Genomic DNA, 17,818 nt, shown 5'->3' on the forward strand with positions numbered 1-17,818 from the left:
ATTTGGGCGGGTTCACCGGTTCGACCGAACACAGTCCGGACGTATCCCCCGGGTCGCCACCGGCTGAAGCTTAGCGTCCGTCACCGTCGCAGTGGGATGCCCGTCACAAAATCTGGAGGTTCCTGCAACCGTTGCCATCAGCAACATCCCGCCGCCACGGCAGACCAGGCCGCGAACAGAAACAGGCGACACGCGGATCCGTGTCACCTCTCCTATCAAACAGCTGTTTCGGTGTCCGAGGAGGGACACGCACACTAACCACACGTCTCACCATGAGTTCCTGAGCACGGAGCTCGGCGCAAGGTGCCAAGTTCGCTGGACCATGAGGCGCCGGAAGATGCCTCGCGCTTGGGCAGAATGGCGTTGGAGCACATCCCATCGAGAAGGGGAATCATGGCCGAACCCGGCGTGACCCGTGTCGCCGTCTACATCGACTTCGACAATATTGTGATCTCGCGCTACGACCAGGTGCATGGTCGTAGCCAGTTCCAGCGTGACAAGGTGCGGGCGTTCGACCGGGCGGAGATGTCGGCCGAGCCCGACATCGCAGACAAGCTCAGGCGCGCCACGGTCGACATCGGCGCAGTCATCGACTTCGCCTCGTCGTTCGGCACGCTCGTCCTCACGCGCGCCTACGCGGACTGGTCAGAGCCGGTCAACGCCGACTACCGCGGGCAACTGGTCAGTCGCGCAGTGGACCTGGTGCAACTGTTTCCCGCCGCGGCCTACGCCAAGAACGGTGCCGACATCAGACTGGCCGTAGACGCGGTAGAAGACATGTTCCGCCTCCCGGACCTGACCCATGTGGTGATCGTGGCCGGAGACTCCGATTACATCGCCTTGGCCCAACGCTGTCGGCGCCTTGGCCGTTACGTCGTGGGCGTGGGGGTGGCCGGATCGACCAGCAGATCGCTCGCCGCAGCCTGCGACGAGCTCGTGACGTACGACGCGTTGCCCGGTGTCACACCCATCGACACCTCCCAGTCGGCGACCGAACAGCCGGCAACCCCCAAGGCTGAACCCGACGGGCCCGCCGGAACCGTCTCCCAACCCGGCTCGCGACGGACCAGGCGCCCGGGCGCTACCGTGCGAAACGAGGCCGACCCCGACTCCGAAGATCCCCAGCGGCTGGCGACGAGCCTCCTCGAGCGGGCGCTGCGCCTGGGACAAGAGAAAGACGACGCAGACTGGCTGCACAGTTCCGCGGTGAAGAGTCAGATGAAGCGCATGGACCCGTCGTTCAGCGAGAGGGCGCTCGGCTACCGATCGTTCTCGGACTTCGTGAGGTCACGAGAAGCCGTCGCCGAACTCGACGAGACAACCTCCGCTCAGCTCGTACGGCTCAATCCGACGCTGGCCGCACGGTAGCGGATGACTCAGACCGCACCCGACGATCCAGGCAAGCGACGCCTCGCCGCTAACACGAAGGCGGCCACACCCACGCTCGCTACCCCTGCGATCGAACAACGGTGCCACCCGTACGCGGAGCGGAGAGCTGAGCGTCGAGAGCACTACGCCTACGACATCGAGTGCGTGGCCAGGGCTGATTCCGGCCTCGCCGCGGGCAGCGCATCCTCCCACACACGCCTGAACGACATCCGACGGCCAGACGCCGAAGCTTCGACTCCCCTCTAGGTTCTCGGTGTGCAGGTAGTGGTCCGCCTCCTCGATGAGGGGCAGCCTCATCGCATCGACGTACAACCGTCGGCTCACGCTCGGATCCGGGGTGATCACAGCGACGCTCGAGATGAACTGGACCTGTATCACGCCACCTTTCTTCATCCTGGCATCCCTGCGTACTCCGATGGTGCTCGACGGAACTGTCCCGACGCCGGTCTCCGAGCGCCGATGCGGCTCGTGCTCATGCGTCGCGGCGGCGGATCAGCCAGAACGTGGCGGCCAGGAGGACGACCGCGAGTGCGGTGAGCCAGCCGAACTCGATCCACTGGAACGTCCAGTACCGGCTGCCCGGTTGGTAGCTGGTCCACTGCGTGTAGCCGTGGTGGAGCAGGTAGGTCACCGGGTCGGTGCCGTCGCCGGGAGTAGTCGGCGTGGTCTTGCCGCCGCCACCGATATTGACCTGCTGGACGCCTGCCGACTGGAGGGTGGCGTTGAGGTCGCTGTTGCTCACGACGGCGCCCGCCTTCTCCCACCATTGCTGGATGGTCTGCGAGCCGGGCACGAAGTCGAGGCTCTTGGTCTTGAGCGGCGCGAGGTAGTGGAACCGGAACCTGGATGCGGCGAGGGCGAGGCCGAAGCCGCTCGCGAGGGCGGTGGCGAGCGCGGGCAGCGTACGTCGCCATAGGAACCCCGCGAGTACGCCGACGGCGTACGCGAGCAGGCTCCAGCCGACGACCGCGATGCCGGTGGTGGGGAACTCGTTGGCACCGAGCCGGGCGGTGACGTCGGCGTCCCACAACGGGTGGTCGTGCCAGGAGACCAGCGCGCCGAACGCTCCGGTCAGGACGGCGACCACGACCGCACCCGGGACAAGCAGTGCGATCGCCCACCTGAGGCGGCCGACGCCCTGGGTCCAGGCGTAGCGGAAGGTGCCGGTCTCGAGCTCGCGGCCGATGAGCGGCGCGCCGGCGAAGGCGCCGATGAGGAGCGGCGCGAAGAGGAACACCGCGCTGATGATGCCGGGGTTGGAGTAGCGGTCGTGAAAGTTGTTCCACTCGAAGTTGCAGGCTCTCGACTGTCGCGGGGTACAGGCGTTGACGGTGTTCCAGGCCGAACGCATCCGCAGTCCGGTCACGAGGAGGTAGATCGCGACCAGGCCGAGCAGCGCGAGGGTCGTGAGGATCATGGTCCGCTGCCGGCGCCAGCTGACCCAGGCGAGCCGCTGCCAGGGGATCGGTCGTGCCGCGTGCGGCGGGACCGGAGTCAGGGTGGTCGTGCTCATCGCAGCGCCTCCAGGGGTGTCGGTCCTGATGTTCGGGCGTCCTCGCGCAGGTAGGCCATCGTCAGCGCTTCGAGGCTGATCGGCCGGCCCTCCCAGCCCAGCGGTGTGGGGCTGTCCGGCGGGGCCTCGACGACGAGGTGGCTCTGAGCGCCGGCGGTGGTCTGCTGGATTGCTCGCCAGCGGGGGTCGAGGTGTTCGTCGCGGGGGCCGGTGACAAGGCGGTGCGCGGCGAGCAGGTCCTCGACGGCGCCGTCGAGACGGACCCGGCCGCGCGAGATCAGGACCAGGTGGTCGGCGACCCGCTCGAGCTCGGCGAGCACGTGGGAGGAGAGCACGACGGAGATGCCGTCCTCGGCCATGGCTGTCATGACGGCGGCCATGAAGTCGTGGCGGGCGAGCGGGTCGAGAGGCGCGGTGGGCTCGTCGAGCACGAGGAGCCTGGGATGCCGGGCCAATGCGAGTGTCAGGGCGAGCTGTGCCCGCTGGCCCCCGGAGAGCTTTCCGGCCTTCTGTCGTGGCGGAATGCCCACGTCGTCGAGGCGGCGTCGCGCATAGTCGTCGTCGAAACGCTGGTTCAGGTTGCGGGTGAGGTGGATCAGGCCCGTCGCCGACAGGTTCCGGTACAGCGGCATGTCCTGGGCCACGAAGGCGATCCCGTCCAGAGCGGCAGGAGAGCCGGCCGGTACGCCGTCGAGGACGGAGACCTCACCGCTGCTTGGTGCCGCCAGGCCGACCACGAGATTGAGCAGGGTGCTCTTGCCGGCGCCGTTCGGACCGACCAGCGCGACCAGCTGGCCCTCGGGAACACTGAGCGTGCAGTCGGAGAGTGCGGCGATGCGACCATACGTCTTGCCGAGCTCGCGAGTCTCGATGGCGGTCGTCATGCTGCACCACCTCCGGCCCGCTTGCGCTCGCTCGGCACGCCGCGAGGGGTGCCGACCTCGCGGCGTTCAGCGAAATCCCGCAGGGTGCTCGAGAACAACGCGACGATGCCGTCGTGGTCGAGGCCGGACGAGTCGGCGTCGCGCAGCCACGTGAGCAGCGACGTACGAAGGTCTGTGACACCGGCCAGGTCGATCTGGTCGAGGCTCGCCTTGATGAACGTCCCCTGTCCGGGACGACCCGCCGTGAGCCCCTTGCTCTCCAGGTCGCGGTAGGCCTTCAGCACGGTGTTCGGGTTGATCGCCAGATCCGCGACGACCTCGCGGACCTTGGGGAGCTGGTCTCCCAGCCTGAGGTAGCCCAGCCGCAGCGCGTGCTCGACCTGATGCACCAGCTGGAGGTAGGTGGGCACGCCTGACGCCAAATCAAGGGTGAACACGATCGGCGAGGACGCCGGGTCACCCCTGTCCTGCTTATCTAGTGTCATAGTTAAACTATAGAGGGCTCCACGCTCCAGACAAGCCACAGCCGCAGGGAGACGTGACGCTGCTCGACGTCTGACCTCCGCTGCAAACCGGGGCGCGTCTTAGCGCCGCCCGAGTAGGCGCCCAGATTCAAACGGTCAGCGGATGGGACGTTCAGCTCCGGGGGACCAGGCACACTGAATGTCGAGACGACGCATAGCGGCGCAGCGCGCTGGCAGCGAACCTCCCGGCCACGAGCCTGGCCGACCTCGCCGATATCAATATCAGCACCGCCATGCAGTGGACACGTCAAGCCAAGACCGACTGGACGACCTACATAGCCGACAGGGCGTCCGATGCCCAGCTTGAACGCGAGAGTCGGTATCTGAGCAACTGAGCTCGCAGCCCATTTCGGCAATCCACAGCAGCTTTAGGCTTGACCGCCTGAATAGGCCTCATAGTTTCCACATTCTGCCGTGATCTCGGCCGTCGCTTGCGCCGCGCTGAAGAAGTCCTCGGCCAGCGGCGAGATGCGCGATGCCGCCATTGCGAGGCACACCTGGTCGGGCGCGAGTTCCGGGATGGGTACGTAGCTGATGTCCGGACGTGAGTAGAACAGTGTCTCCGAACGCGCCACGAACGAGATGCCCCGGCCGGCCGCGACGTGCTCGAGTTTCTCCTCCACGCCTCGCACCCGGAGCCCGGAGTCGGGGTGCGGGCGTCTGGTGGGGTGCGTGCTCGGGTCGGCATGCCAGACCAGCGGCTCACCGGCCAGGTCGGCCTCGGTGACCTCCTCCTTGCCGGCCAACCGGTGGCCTGCGGGCAGTACCACCATGAGCGGCTCGGTGTACAGCAGGGTCACGCGCAGGCCGGTCTCGTCGATGGGCAGCCGCACATAGCCGACGTCGATGCGGCCGTCGAGCAGCATCGGGGCCTGGTCGTCCCATTCGATCCGCTGCACGTCCACGACCACGTCCGGATGCCGGGCCCCGAACGCCTGGGCCGCCGGGATGACCGGGATGCCGGTCCGGAAGCCGACCGCCAGTCGCCGGCTGACGCGGGCGGCCACGGTCACCCGGCGGCGGACCGCGTCCGCGGAGGCGAGCAGCGGACCGGCGTCGGCCAGCAGTTGTCGGCCGGCGTCGGTCAGCACCACTCCATGGCGATTCCTGGTGAACAGCGAGGCGCCGAGATCCTGTTCCAGCGCGCGGATCTGGCGGCTGAGTGCCGGCTGCGCGATATGCAGCTCTTCAGCGGCGCGGCCGAAGTGCAGCCTGTCGGCGACGGCGAGGAAGTAGCGCAGTTTGCGCAGGTCCAGATCCATGGCGCCTCCTGGTCCGGTGATGCCTCCAAGGTATCACCACGGCTGAAAGAGGTCTTGGACACCCGCTCGGGCCAATGGCAGCCTTAATAGGTAGCTGATGGGGCCAAGCGAATTCGGCAGAGGAATTCGGGACTTGATAGCAGGGCCCAGAATCAGAATGAATACTTCATGAATTGAGCCAGGCCCATCGCGTCATTCGACGGCATCGACGACAACCGTTGACAACGACGGGTGGGCGTGACCTCCTATCCAGCTCCAGAAAGCAGGCACACCAATCGTGGGAAAGCTCGATGGCAAGGTAGCGGTGATCACCGGCGGATCGACCGGCATGGCACTGGCGGGCGCCAAACTGTTCGTCGAGGAAGGAGCCTACGTCTTCATCCAGGCCCGGCGGCAGGAAGCACTGGACGACGCCGTCAAGCTGATCGGCCGCAACGTCACCGCCGTCCAGGGGGACGCGGCCGACCTGGACGACCTGGATCGCTTGTACGACGCCGTCAAGCGGGAAAAGGGCTCGATCGACGTGCTGTGGGCCAGCGCCGGGATGGGCGAACCCGCCGTCCTCGGCGAGATCACCGAGGAACAGTTCCACCGCGCCTTCTGGCTCAACGCGCGTGGCACCCTGTTCACCGTGCAGAAGGCACTGCCGCTGATCAACGACAACGCCTCGATCTTCATGACCGGATCCAACGCCTCCCTCGGCGCCTTCCCCGGGTGGAGCCTCTACGCGGGAAGCAAAGCCGTCCAGCAGGCCTGGGCCCGCGCCTGGCTCAACGAACTGCGCGACCGCAAGATCCGGGTCAACGTCCTGACCCCTGGCCAGGTCGCCACCGCCAAACAGGAAGAACTGTTCGACGAGGCGACCAAGGCCGCATTCGAGTCCCTCATTCCCCGCGGAAAGATGGGCCGTCCCGAAGAAATCGCCACCGTCGCCCTGTTCCTCGCCTCCGACGACTCCAGTTACGTCAACGGCCTGGAACTGGTCGCCGACGGCGGCACTACCGCCATCTGAACGACACACAAGGAATGTCGCGGGGGATTGAGCGACACCTCGAGAACAGGAAGAGCACACCTCATGAGCAGCATCACCCTCATCGGTACGGGGAACATGGCCCGTACCATCGGCACACTCGCGGTCGCGGGCGGCAACACCGTCGAGGTCATGGGACGCGATGAGTCAAAGGCCGATGACTTGGCCAAGGCTCTGGGCGGCGGCGCGACGACGGGCAAGTGGGGCGTCGTCCCGGCCGGGGACATCGTCATCACGGCCCTGTTGTACGACGGTGTCGTTCCGGTCGTCGCCGAATACGGAGACGCCCTCGCGGGCAAGGTCATCGTCGACATCAGCAACCCCTTCAACGCCACGTTCGACGGACTGGCCCACAGCGAGGAAACCTCGATCGCGCAGGAAGTCGCCAAGGTGGCCCCGACCAGCACCAGCGTGGTGAAGGCATTCAACACCATCTTCCGTAATGTCCTGGAGAACGGCCGGCCCGACGTCTTCATCGCCGGCGACAATGCGCAGGCCAAGGCGGACGTGGCGGCATTCATCGAGAGCCTCGGGCTGCGCCCGCTGGATGTCGGCGGCCTGAAAATGGCGCACTGGCTCGAAGGAATGGGCCTGGTCACGGTGGGCCTCGCCGGCAATGGGGTCGGCCACTGGGACTTCGCCCTCGGCGTCAACGAATTTACCGGCTGAGCCCCGGGGCCGAGCAGTCGGCGAACAGGGCCGTCCTGGTTCAGGGGCGCCCGCTGGATGTGTTCATCGCCGGAGATGACGCGTGGGCCAAGGCCACCGTGTCGGCGTTCACCGGGAGCCTCGGACTACGCCCGCTCGATGTCCGCGGCCTCGAGATCGCCCGCCGGCTGGAAGGCATCGGGCCGCTGCTGATATCTTCCCCGAGCTCATCGCCGCCGGGCACGAGGTCACCGTCCACGAACCTACCGGCACGCGCCTCCCGCTGGAGGGTGACACTGTCAACGCGCTTGTCCGTGAAACTGGGTGCCCCCGGGCGTTTCGACACCTACGAGGGGGTCCGGGTAGCTGGCCGAACTGCTGCTACGGCGAGGCGTGTACTCCGAGGTCGGCGCGCCGGTGGAACGCGACGAGTAGGTTAAGTTGCGGCTGCTGGGGTCACGTTGTCCGTGCCACGTACCACGTGGTTTGGAGGGCTATCTGGTGACCGATGATCGACTGCATGTCGCGGATCATCTTCGCGCGCTCGCGTAGTCCTGGGACACGCTCCCGCCGGTACTCGTCGTGGGCGTCTGCGGTTTCCCATTGCGTCACAACCAGGAACTCGTTCGGCTCCCGTTGAGCGAAGATTCCACCCCGGAAGCCGGGAGCTCGGATCATGCCCGGATTCCAGACGGATGCTTGGGCGTTGGTGAAATGGGTAACGCGTTCCGGGGAGACCTCGCAGCGCGCTACACGCAGTATCTGCTGACCGGTTACCTGTTCGGGCAGGTGGCCGATGGTCTGCCGAGTTTCGTACAACTGTACGTCGATGTCAGTGAATGTACCGGCTTGATGCCGGGCGAGCAGGTCGTGCGGTCCGCTCATGAAAGCCTCATAACTCGCCGGATCCGCCCATAGGCCGAACACGTGGGCGACGCCCGGGTTAGTCCGGTCCCAACCGCCGCGTTGACCCAGAAATCCCGCAAAGCCGCGGAGGTCTGCCCAGGCCCTCTGCCCACGGCCAAACGCGGCCGGATCGCATACCGCGCACCGGATCCATTTCAGTAGCACGTGATTAACTCTACGCATCAGCGAGCGCGCAATGCGCGTTGAGTTCACGCGTGCCGGTGTGAACCCCGGGCATGGAGGGTTCCTCGGCTGCAGGTGCTGTGATGGATTACTAGCCTCGAGATTTCGTGCAGCGACCGCCATGCGTGTCCAGCTTGAAGGCCTCCGCGATCGCCTCGACCAAGGTCGACTCACCGGAACCGTTGCCGCCGACAAGGAACGTCACTGTGCGGATGAACTAAAGGCCTCGTCAGCGACCTGAGCAATGCATGGCGCGTTGCAGCAGCCACCGCGCCCGTTCAGCCCGGCCGGGATGCAGGTGGTCAGGGACGTAGCCACGACAGACGAACACCCCGCGCTCAGCTCCTCACCAGTAGAAGATGACGACCGCCAGGCTGGGGCTCTTGCCGCTCTTCACTAGGCTCCGGGCCGACTCGCCGGCGTGGCCGTGGCGCTCGCAGCGTGAATCTGCTTGGTGAGATCGAGGATCTCGTTGGACAGCCGGAGCAGCCTCTCGTTCTGTTGCTCCTCCTCCTCGACTGTCCGCCAAGCCTCGTCCGCGATCACTTGGCGCTTCTCGTCGGCGCGGTTCTGGCTGATCATCACAAATGTTGACAGGAAGATGGCCTCGAGCGACACGATCATGGTCAGAAGGCCGAACGGATGGTCCTCGACGCCAAGGCCGCCTGGCGCGTGCCGGCGCTAGCTGTTTGAGAACGGCGGCGCCGTGGAGAGCGTCGGTGGAACTGGCCGCTCGAGCGGCGGTCATGCGACCAGCCGGTCGGCCTGCTTGCCGCCGTGGCACAGGGTGAAGCCGGCGAAGATCTCGCTCACCCAGCGGCAGATGGCCCACATTCCGACCAGGCTGACCAGCGCGCTGACGATGTGGATGGTGCCATAGACGATCAGGTACCAGGCCACCAGGATCGACACGACGTAGAGGGTGATGTCTGGCCACACGAAGGTGACGATGCCGGCGGCTACCCCCAGGGTCCCGCCACGATGGAGAGCCAGCGCACCGTGGGCACCCGGCTGGCCACCACGAGCTGGGTGATGCCGCCGAACAGGAAAGCCACGCCGACGAACGTCGCCACCGCGCCTAGGCTGCCCACCTTGTACGACAGCACGAACATGCCGAACCAGATCCATAGCTTCCCAACGGCCAAGAAGCGACGGCGCAATCGGTGCGAACCCTCTCCGCCCGTTTTGTCAGAAGCTTCCCCCGAACAAATCGAACGGGCCCAAATCGATCTTGTGCGTCCGGACGTACGCCTCGAGGTCGTCCCACCCCGCCGAGAGGGCGGCGGCATGCAGGTCGACGAGAACTGTCTGCGCCACGATCGAGCCGGTCACTCGAGATGTCGAGGACGCGATGAGCGGGAAGAACTCCTTCAGGGTCTTGCCGAGGAACCCGAAGGCTATCTGGCGGCCCGCTTCGCCGATGCTGTTCACCGGCGTCGGCGGGGTCATCGGTGCCTGGGTGGGAGCCCCTGCCGGCATCGCCGGCTCCGGTTCGAAGATGCGCGCGGCGGCCCGCGCCGGTGAGTCGCCCGGCTGTGGCACGACCCCGCTGAGTGCGCCCAGCGCAGCGCCGACGGCCTTGCCGATGAGCGCGCCGACGAGCACCTTCTCCATGATGTCGCCCGCACCCTTGTTGCGCCCGCCCGCGAAGCCGCTCGCGAAGCCCATCGCGGCGCCGTTGATCGTTCCGCTGACGGCGCCGGCGATGGCGCCGGCGGCGACCGTGCCCGCGCCGAAGGAAGCGTTGCAAGCTAATGCGAACCCCGCGGCGACCGCTGGCCCCGCGACGGCCGCGCCGAACGCCGCAGAGCCTCCGACGGCCGCCCCGACGAGCATGCCGACCAGGATGTCGGAGGCATCGCCGCCGGCGCGCGCCGCGGCGACGCCTCCGATGACGCCACCGGCCACGACACCTACGAGGGGGGTGGCCGTGAACACCGTCGACCAGGTCACGCTGATCCCGGTGCCTCCGAGGGCAATGGTGGCGGGCGCGGCGGTGCCCCAGCTGAGGATCGTCACGATGATGACGAGGGCGATGATCGCGATCGTGGCAAGCACGCCCGCGACGACCTTCCAGGCCTGGCGACCGGTGGGGTCGACGTAGCTCGTCGGGTTGTTCCGACAGTACGCGTAGGCATTCCAGGCGGCGGGATCGGCCGCGTCCCCGACGATCGGATCCGGCGACAGGAAGCGGCCGACCGCGGGGCAGTACCAGCGCGCCCCGAGCAGCACGATCGGGGGCGCGTCGAGCGTGGCCGCCGGCCCGGTTCGCGGCGCCGGCGCCAGCCCGGTGGCGAACGTCTGCGGTACGGCGCCCACCCCGGACCGGTCGAGCACCTGCCCGTACGGTCCGTAGCGCAACTGGAGCACGACCTGCCCCGCGCCGTCGGTGACGGCGAAGACCGAGCCGAGGTGATCGTGGTGGAGCCAGGTGGTGCGCGCGGCCGCCGGGCCGCCCGCGGACGCGGCTCGCCGACGGGCCAGGATCATCGTGCCATCGGTGATCTGGAGCATCATTCCGTCGTCGTCGATGCTCACGAGCCCGTCCGGGGACCAGACGCGCGACGTCACGGCGCCCCCGCCGGCGTCCGTGCCGGTGACCTCGCTCACTGCGAGGCGGCCGCTGTGGTCGTACGTGTACTCGTGCACCGTCCCTGACGTGAGCGCGACTCGGCGCAGGCGTCCGCTGGCGTCGACGGTGTGCGCGCCCCAGGGCGCGCTCGCGACGTGCCCGCGGTCGTCATATGTGAAGTGCTGTGTCCCCAGGGTCGTGAGGCACGTCGCCGCCTCCCCACCTTCACCGTAGGCATAGGTACCGACGTCGGAGGCGCTGAGCAGGTTGCCCGCGTCGTCGTAGCCGTAGGTCCACACCTGCTGAGCTGCGCCGGCGCCGGCAACGGCCGGCCCGAGGCCCTCGGCGCGCACGAGGCGGGACAGGGCGTCGTAGCCGTATGCCCAGGTCTGCCCGGGACCGGTGCCCGTCAGGGTGTGGACGTTGCCGAGGACGTCGTAGCCGTAGTTGACGTCGCGGACCGTCACCCGAGTGCCTCCCGCGGCGCTGGGTGTGTTCAGTTGCGAGCGTGTCAGGCGACCGGTGAGCGCTTCGTGCTCGTTGAGGCGCTCGACGCCGTTGGCGTAGCGCACGCGCCGGGGATGGTTCTGCACGTCGTACTCGATCTCACTCACGACGTCGGTGATCGCCACGAGCCGGCCGACGCGGTCGTACTCGTAATCGATGGTCGACCCGTCGGGGTAGGTGACCGCCGAGACGAGCCCGTCCGCGCGCGGTACACGGTCTCGAGCGTGAGCGGGGCGAAGTCGGCGCGGGTCATCTTCTTGGTCGCGACCTGCCCGCGCTCGTCGTAGTCGAACACCGTCGTGCCGGACTCGTCGTCTACCCGGACGAGCCGCCCGCCCGCGGTGTGCAGGCCGGCGTCGGCCGGCGCGGGGCCCACGTTGTCGTGATAGGTGAAGGTCGAGACCGGCGGGGCGGCCGCGTCGTGCTCACGGACCGTCAGTAGGCGGTCGACGCTGTCGTACGGGCACCACCGCCTTGTGCCGGCGGTAGGCGCACGTCAGGTCAGCATGCAGCGTGGCCATGGTCTGCTCCGATCCTCGGACGTGGGACCAGCTTGATCCACAAGATCGGGATACGACAAGGTGCGAGTCGGAGCCGCCAGGACGAGCCCGCGAGCGGCCAGATCCTTAGCAGCAGTCGGCTATCCAGCGCTGCCCCGAGCCGCTGGTTGACGGTGTCGGGGCCGAGGACCCGTCGAGCCTGCGCTGCAAGTACCCGACGGTCTCGAGCGGCGCATCGTCGCCGAGCTGTACGTGGACCTGGAGGCGATCCCAGGCTGCCTTGGCTGCCTTGTTGGTGAGGCTCGCCACCAGGTCGGAGCCTCGCCGTCAGATGGCGCTGGCACTAGTCGGATTGCCCTAAACAGGTATGACAGCGGTGACACCTGTTGTTGCGGGCGTTCGACCTCGCGGCTACCGGGTGCGCCTATCCAGTGGCCGGCGCCGACCCGGCCGGGTCGATACACCCACCCGCAGTCCCGCCCCGGCCCAGCCAGCGACCAGCTCGGCCACGCTGATCTCTGCCGAACTCCGCCAAGCCCGCGGCATCGCCACCCGGCCCGACGTGCCTGGGTAAAGCGAGACCAGTCCGGGCAGGCCTGGGCCGACGACCACTCAGGCCGTGGTGGCCACAACGGCTGTGACACCCGCAACGACGTACTCGCGGCCCAACTGACCGCGATGCACTACCGCGGTCGGTCCCGATGGGTCGTCATCGCCGGCACCCTTCTCACCGACCCTTACACCGGTCGCCGGATCGAGTTCCGCAAGGCCGCCGCGACCGAGGTGCAGATCGACCATCTGTACCCGCTGGCCCGGGCCTGGGACATGGGCGCGGCCCAATGGCCGCTGCAGCGACGCGTCGACTTCCTGCGCTGCCTCCAGGTCGCCCGCAAATACACACTGCCGATCTCCGCGGCCGACCGCGACGCATCTCAGGCGATCACCCGATCCTGCCCATAGGAAGACCCGCCAACTCCCTCTCGCGCAGCCGTGCGGTAGCTACGTCAGCCCTCGAAGCTTGTGAGGCGCTGCTGGTTCGCGTCGCGGGTGAGGTGGGCTTCGCGTAGCTCCTCGCCGAGTTCGGTGAGGTTGTTGATGCCGTCGGGATCGGCTCGGACCAGGATGTTGGCTAGCCAGGCGGCGAGTGTCGGTTTCCGGAGGGCCATCACCGCGACGCTGGTTCGGACGTCACCGGCGGCTTTCGCCGTCTTGGCGACGCTGTTGCGCGCAGCGGTGAACTCCTCGGGTGTCAGCCCATACAGCTCGAGCGCTACGGCACTTACGTCCATGCCTTCCAAGATGCGACTGCTATCCGCCGCGCGGCAACGGCCATCTCGCAGGCGGTCGCCGAGCCGTCTCGCGCTTGCCACGTTATGCGGGTTTCCTGATCAACGTCGCGAGCGTTTGGGCAGCCTGACGGCGGAGGGCGTTGAGCGGATATGACGGTTGGGCGATCCGCTAGCGAGTCCACAGCTCCGAGTCATGACTCGGAGCTGTGGATAAGGGTGGTCGCCGACGGAGTGCCGGTGCTTTATCCACAGGCCGCTCGTGTCCTCTGCCGGATTGTTGTACGACTGGCGCGGGAGGAGCGTGCGGCCGAGGGCGCTTCCCGAGCCGAGGAGAACGCGTCTTGAGCGGAGAGCCGATGGACGAGTGGGCCACACTCGATGACCTGCTGGGGATGGAGGCGCTCGCAGAGAAGCCTGTGGCGGGGGAGGGGATCGGGCGGCTGGCGTTCTACGGGCGGTGTTCGACGGAGGAGAACCAGGATCCGAGGACGTCGAAGGCGTGGCAGGTAGGGGAGGCTGCGCGGTTGTGGAGCCGCTGGGCGGTGTGATCGTCGAAGACCTCTTCGATATCGGGCAGTCGCGATCGTTGCCGTGGGAGCGGCTGTTCGAGCACTTCGACTGGCGGTCGAATACGACCATCGGACGCGGTTGGCGGAAGTCTCGATCACGCCTGCCCCGCGTGTGGATAGTGTCGGTGTCCGAGGAGGGACACGCACCTTAACCACACGGTTCGAGCTCGACGCGGCGCCCGCTGGTCGAACTCCGTAACGGCTGATCTCCATCTGAGGTTGATCGTGAGTTGTCAAAGATGAGCCGAATCCCTTACTGGTAAGGGTTCTGCTCGTTCGGTCATGCGCAAGAGCTCCCGTCGCTGGCCATCGTCTCGCGCTGATTGAGGTGCGTAAAGAGGTGTGTTCTCGGAGGTTCGCGGCTCGGCCGCGGTGGCGGCCCAGTTCCGGCCCCCATGTCGACGTCGTCGGTCTGCGGCTGTCGGAGATCGCGCCGAATACGGTGACTGACGTCCCGACCCAGGCGCCGCGGTCCGGGTTGACCGAGAGCTTCGCTGTCCCGACACAGCACTGCCTTCAGGCTGCCCGGTTGTAGTAGATGCCGGCCTGGATGACACCGCTGTTATGGGTGGTCTGGTGGCCAGCCACGACCTGTTCCTTCTCGAGGACGACGGCCGGTTCGTCAGCTCCCAGGATGTCGCGGCGCCCACAATTCCGCTGCCGACACCGCTACCTCGTACATGACGCCTCATCCTCGCCGAGAAAGCCGGACACCGCGAGGGTTGCATTCTGCACCATCCGGTTGCACCGTTGCCGGCAGGAGATTGCCATCGGTTGCCGGCGCGGCGATCCTGTGCCTATCTGATCGTGTTCTAGGGGGCGGCAATGGCAACGAAGAAGTTGACAATGCGGGCAGTCGTATTCGATTTCCTGGAAAGGGCAGGTTGGTCTGCCGGGCAGATGTTCTTCGCTACTCTCCTCGCGGGCGGTACGGAGATTTCCGCCGGCAACGTTCCGTGGAAGTACTCCGGCACCCTGGCGATCGGCGCGGCCGTGGCTTCGGTCATCCTCACCGCGCTGCAGTACCTGACCAAGATGACCGAACTCACCTTCTGGCCCGACGTTGTTGTCCGGCTGGCGAAGACATTCCTCTCGTCGCTGGCGGCATCGATCGTCGCTGTCGGCGTCTTCAACGTCGGCACGTTCGACTGGGGCACCGCACTCAATCTGGCGTTGCTCACCACCCTGGGCTCGCTGGGGAAGGGCCTGCTGGCCCGCCAACCGGGCAAGGCGGCGAACCCGTCAACACTGCCACCGGAGACCTACGCGGCAGCGGTCTCAGGCCCGACTCCGGCCCCACCCGGCTAGAGATCTGCTCTCGCCGCGCGCGGCGTCGTATCGTGCGAGCTGGGGGTGGGGGAGATGTCTCAGGCTGCGAGTGGGAGTCCTTCGGGGCGGTCGGGGTCGTTCGAGGGGGCGTTGCGGTGGGCGGAGGCGTCGGCGGCGTTGCGGGGGGCAGGGCAGACGGTGAGCGAGCCGGACCTGTTCCTCGGGACCTTGCTGGCTCATCCTGATCCGGACGGCGAGATGCGGCGCCTGATCGGGTACTTCGGGCTCACCGCTCGTGATCTGCTGCCGGACGACTTTCCGAAGATCACGCTGGACAGCCTCCGGCAGGCGGCCGCGACCGTCGGCGCCAGCCCGCTCGGCCAGGATCAGCAGGTCACTCAGATCATCTCGGTGGCGGACCGGCTCGCCCCCAGGCGGACGCCCATCCTCGCCGACCTGGTCGGCGCGCTGCTGGCCGAGTCGCAATTCTTCCGGCAGGCTCTGCAACGCCCGCTGAACCGATCCGGCCTCTCGGTGAGTACGCTCGCCGATCGGTATCGCACCTTTCTGGTCGAACTGGTCCCGCAGCAGGAGATCGCGGGGAAGAAGCTGGGGGAGTGGCTGGCCGGGACCTTTCCGCGCCGACCGGCCAGCCTGGCCGCGTTCAGCAGTGACGTGGTCGATCCGACAGCCGACTTCGTCGACATCAGCGTCGAGGCCGACGCCTTCGCGTACCTGATCTCGTCCCGCACCCTGGTGCCGCCGCTGGCCATCGGCCTGTTCGGTCAGTGGGGCAGCGGCAAGAGCTTCCTGATGGCCAAGATCCGGCACCGGATCTGCCAGCTCAGCGAGTTGGCCGGCAAGACCGCGCAGGCCAACCTCACCGTCTGGCCCAATGTCGCGCACATCCAGTTCAACGCCTGGGAGTACGTCGAGACCAACCTCTGGGCGTCGCTGCTGGAGAAGATCTTCGACAAGCTGGGTCCGGCGCAGCAGACGCTGTCCGATCGAAAGCGGACAGACATCCTGGAGAGCCTGGACGCCACGAAGAACGAGGTCGCTGCTGCCGAGCGGGAGCTGGAGAGGTTGCGCGGCGCCGAGACCAAGGCGGCCGACGCTGTTCGGAAGAAGGAGGAGCACCTCGACGCGGTGGTGCGGACGACCGCGGAGCTCCGGGACAGGATGATCACCGGTGAACTCGAATCCGTCGCCCGCGCGACGCTGGTCCAGACGGTCGTTGCCGCTGGCAAGAACGAGCTCGACGGTACGCCGGCCGCGGCCGTGGCCGACGGGGTCGCCGAGGTACGGCGGGCCGTGGTGGCCAGCCGAACCAGCCCATGGTTGCAGAAGAAGTTCTGGACCGGCTGGCGAGTCGTCTACGTGGCACTGGCGGCGGCCGTCGTACCGGTGGTCGCGTTCGTGATGGACAGGCTGTCGGCTCCACCACTCGCCAGCCTGGTGACGAGTCTCGCTCCGCTGATTCCCTTGGCGGCGTTGGTGCTCAAGGCGGTGGCAGACTTCGCCACGAACCAGCAAGAGGCCTTGGCCGAAGCCGAGCGCAAGGTCGACGAGGAGCTCGCGGCGGCCGTCACCGAGGTCAAGAACGACCTGACCGCAGCCAAGGACGAACTCCAAACGACGCAGGCTGACGTGGGAGCCGCGAAGACGGTCGCGCACGAGGTTCGCGACCGGCAGACCGAACTGGAGCGGAGGCGCGATGCCTACACGGTCGGAACCACGCTGGCGGATTTCGTCGCCGGTCGTGGGGCCAGTGATGACTACCGCAGCCAGCTGGGCCTGATCAGCAAGGTTCATCAGGACCTGCAGGATCTCGCCGACCTGACCGCCGAGTTCAACCGGGAGACACCACTGGGCGCGGGCGGACCGCCGAACCGGATCGTGTTGTACATCGACGATCTGGATCGATGCCCACCGAAGAAGGTGGTCGAGGTTCTGGAGGCGGTGCACCTGCTGCTGTCGTTCCCCCTGTTCGTCGTGGTCGTCGCGGTGGACACGCGCTGGCTCCGATCGGCCCTGCACGACGCGCTGCCCGCGCTCGACGCGACGTCGGACGAGGCCGGCGAGCAGCCGAAGGCGATGGACTACGTGGAGAAGATCTTCCAGATCCCGTTCTGGGTGGAGGATCTCGACGACGACGCCCGGCGACGACTGTTGCGCGGACTGCTGTTGCCATCGGTGGCAGCACAGCCGATCACTGCCGGCGGCGGAGGTGACACCCTGCAACTCGGCAAGCGCGAGGAAGAGCTGGTGACCGCGATGCTGACGGACTTCGGCAGCTGGCTCGACCTCGACGCCACGCAGCTTCAGCTGACCGAGGAGGAACTCGCTTTCATCGAGTCGCTCGCACCCCTTATGGGCGGAACACCGCGCCGGGTCAAGCGTTTCGTCAACATTTGCCAGCTGTTGCTCGCGATGGCACCGCCGCTGTCGGCGGACGGCGGACAGCCGACCGAGCGGATGGCCACTTGTTTCATGGCAGTCCTGCACGAAGGTACGCCGTACCTGGCAAAGCGTCTCGCGTTGGCATCCGCCGACGAGATCTCCGAGCCGCCGGCCACCCTTCGCACTGCCCTCGCCGCGTTCGGCGAGGACGAGCTGACCGTGGAGCGAAGGTGCGTGGAGACTTGGCTGACGAAACGCAAGGAGCTCATGGGTCGACGCGCAGGCGATGATTTCGACCTGACACCGATGAGCAGATTCCTCAGCCGCTACGACCTGATTCGCCGGCTGACCTTCGATGCCGGAACCTGAT

General features: G+C 67.1%; 19 protein-coding genes. 7 read left to right on the forward strand and 12 right to left on the reverse strand.

The window, feature by feature from the left end:
* The first annotated feature begins 393 nt into the window (after nt 1–393).
* Complete coding sequence (locus OG555_RS34030; protein ID WP_329476700.1) at nt 394–1,368, forward strand: NYN domain-containing protein; 975 nt, start codon at nt 394–396, stop codon at nt 1,366–1,368.
* Here the strand turns inward: OG555_RS34030 and OG555_RS34035 are convergent.
* The 5 genes from OG555_RS34035 to OG555_RS34055 form a co-directional block, all read right to left on the reverse strand.
* The gene (locus OG555_RS34035) at nt 1,288–1,782 is read right to left on the reverse strand and encodes a hypothetical protein (protein ID WP_329476702.1); all 495 of its coding nucleotides are present in this window, start codon (nt 1,780–1,782) and stop codon (nt 1,288–1,290) included. The two genes, OG555_RS34030 and OG555_RS34035, sit on opposite strands and share 81 nt — an antisense overlap.
* Before the next feature lie 79 nt (nt 1,783–1,861).
* Nucleotides 1,862–2,902 (reverse strand): hypothetical protein, encoded by a 1,041-nt coding sequence (locus OG555_RS34040; RefSeq protein ID WP_329476704.1) that lies wholly within the window; start codon nt 2,900–2,902, stop codon nt 1,862–1,864.
* Nucleotides 2,899–3,786 (reverse strand): ABC transporter ATP-binding protein, encoded by an 888-nt coding sequence (locus tag OG555_RS34045; protein WP_329476706.1) that lies wholly within the window; start codon nt 3,784–3,786, stop codon nt 2,899–2,901. Before OG555_RS34045 ends, OG555_RS34040 begins: the two co-directional genes overlap by 4 nt.
* The gene (locus tag OG555_RS34050) at nt 3,783–4,271 is read right to left on the reverse strand and encodes a GntR family transcriptional regulator (RefSeq protein WP_329476707.1); all 489 of its coding nucleotides are present in this window, start codon (nt 4,269–4,271) and stop codon (nt 3,783–3,785) included. The genes OG555_RS34045 and OG555_RS34050 overlap by 4 nt, the downstream gene beginning before the upstream one ends.
* A 407-nt stretch (nt 4,272–4,678) precedes the next feature.
* Nucleotides 4,679–5,572 carry a LysR family transcriptional regulator gene (locus OG555_RS34055; RefSeq protein WP_329476709.1) on the reverse strand — a complete coding sequence of 298 codons (894 nt, stop codon included), beginning with the start codon at nt 5,570–5,572 and terminating at the stop codon, nt 4,679–4,681.
* 277 nt (nt 5,573–5,849) lie between these two features.
* Here OG555_RS34055 and OG555_RS34060 point away from each other — a divergent pair, with 277 nt between their 5' ends.
* Complete coding sequence (locus tag OG555_RS34060; protein WP_329476710.1) at nt 5,850–6,584, forward strand: SDR family NAD(P)-dependent oxidoreductase; 735 nt, start codon at nt 5,850–5,852, stop codon at nt 6,582–6,584.
* A gap of 63 nt (nt 6,585–6,647) precedes the next feature.
* On the forward strand, nt 6,648–7,271 hold the full coding sequence (locus OG555_RS34065) for an NADPH-dependent F420 reductase (RefSeq protein WP_329476711.1): 624 nt from the start codon (nt 6,648–6,650) through the stop codon (nt 7,269–7,271).
* Nucleotides 7,272–7,706: 435 nt separating this feature from the next.
* Here the strand turns inward: OG555_RS34065 and OG555_RS34070 are convergent, their stop codons facing one another.
* The 6 genes from OG555_RS34070 to OG555_RS34095 form a co-directional block, all read right to left on the reverse strand.
* Nucleotides 7,707–8,462 (reverse strand): DUF4937 domain-containing protein, encoded by a 756-nt coding sequence (locus OG555_RS34070; protein WP_329476712.1) that lies wholly within the window; start codon nt 8,460–8,462, stop codon nt 7,707–7,709.
* A gap of 273 nt (nt 8,463–8,735) precedes the next feature.
* Nucleotides 8,736–8,963, reverse strand: a complete 228-nt coding sequence (locus OG555_RS34075) for a DUF1003 domain-containing protein (protein ID WP_329476714.1) — start codon at nt 8,961–8,963, stop codon at nt 8,736–8,738.
* 120 nt (nt 8,964–9,083) lie between these two features.
* A complete protein-coding gene (locus tag OG555_RS34080) occupies nt 9,084–9,278 on the reverse strand; it encodes a DUF308 domain-containing protein (protein WP_329476716.1) in 195 nt (64 codons plus the stop codon).
* A gap of 20 nt (nt 9,279–9,298) precedes the next feature.
* A complete protein-coding gene (locus OG555_RS34085) occupies nt 9,299–9,451 on the reverse strand; it encodes a hypothetical protein (protein ID WP_329476718.1) in 153 nt (50 codons plus the stop codon).
* 76 nt (nt 9,452–9,527) lie between these two features.
* Complete coding sequence (locus tag OG555_RS34090; protein ID WP_329476720.1) at nt 9,528–11,525, reverse strand: RHS repeat domain-containing protein; 1,998 nt, start codon at nt 11,523–11,525, stop codon at nt 9,528–9,530.
* Nucleotides 11,522–11,794 carry a hypothetical protein gene (locus OG555_RS34095; protein WP_329476723.1) on the reverse strand — a complete coding sequence of 91 codons (273 nt, stop codon included), beginning with the start codon at nt 11,792–11,794 and terminating at the stop codon, nt 11,522–11,524. The genes OG555_RS34090 and OG555_RS34095 overlap by 4 nt, the downstream gene beginning before the upstream one ends.
* A gap of 802 nt (nt 11,795–12,596) precedes the next feature.
* Here OG555_RS34095 and OG555_RS34100 point away from each other — a divergent pair.
* Nucleotides 12,597–12,878: an HNH endonuclease domain-containing protein gene (locus OG555_RS34100; RefSeq protein ID WP_329476725.1), complete on the forward strand. Its 282-nt coding sequence runs from the start codon at nt 12,597–12,599 to the stop codon at nt 12,876–12,878.
* 44 nt (nt 12,879–12,922) lie between these two features.
* Here OG555_RS34100 and OG555_RS34105 read toward each other — a convergent pair whose 3' ends face one another.
* Entirely contained in the window at nt 12,923–13,207 is a 285-nt protein-coding gene (locus OG555_RS34105) for a hypothetical protein (RefSeq protein ID WP_329476727.1), read from the reverse strand.
* Nucleotides 13,208–13,548: 341 nt separating this feature from the next.
* Here OG555_RS34105 and OG555_RS34110 point away from each other — a divergent pair, with 341 nt between their 5' ends.
* The 3 genes from OG555_RS34110 to OG555_RS34120 all read left to right on the forward strand — a co-directional run bounded on the left by OG555_RS34110 (nt 13,549) and on the right by OG555_RS34120 (nt 17,817).
* Nucleotides 13,549–13,755: a hypothetical protein gene (locus OG555_RS34110; RefSeq protein ID WP_329476729.1), complete on the forward strand. Its 207-nt coding sequence runs from the start codon at nt 13,549–13,551 to the stop codon at nt 13,753–13,755.
* An 867-nt stretch (nt 13,756–14,622) separates the two neighbouring features.
* Complete coding sequence (locus tag OG555_RS34115) at nt 14,623–15,084, forward strand: hypothetical protein (RefSeq protein WP_329476731.1); 462 nt, start codon at nt 14,623–14,625, stop codon at nt 15,082–15,084.
* Between the two features lie 54 nt (nt 15,085–15,138).
* A complete protein-coding gene (locus OG555_RS34120; protein WP_329476733.1) occupies nt 15,139–17,817 on the forward strand; it encodes a P-loop NTPase fold protein in 2,679 nt (892 codons plus the stop codon).
* Nucleotide 17,818 lies beyond the last annotated feature (1 nt).

Source organism: Kribbella sp. NBC_01484, assembly GCF_036227145.1.
In the GTDB taxonomy this organism is placed as follows: domain Bacteria; phylum Actinomycetota; class Actinomycetes; order Propionibacteriales; family Kribbellaceae; genus Kribbella.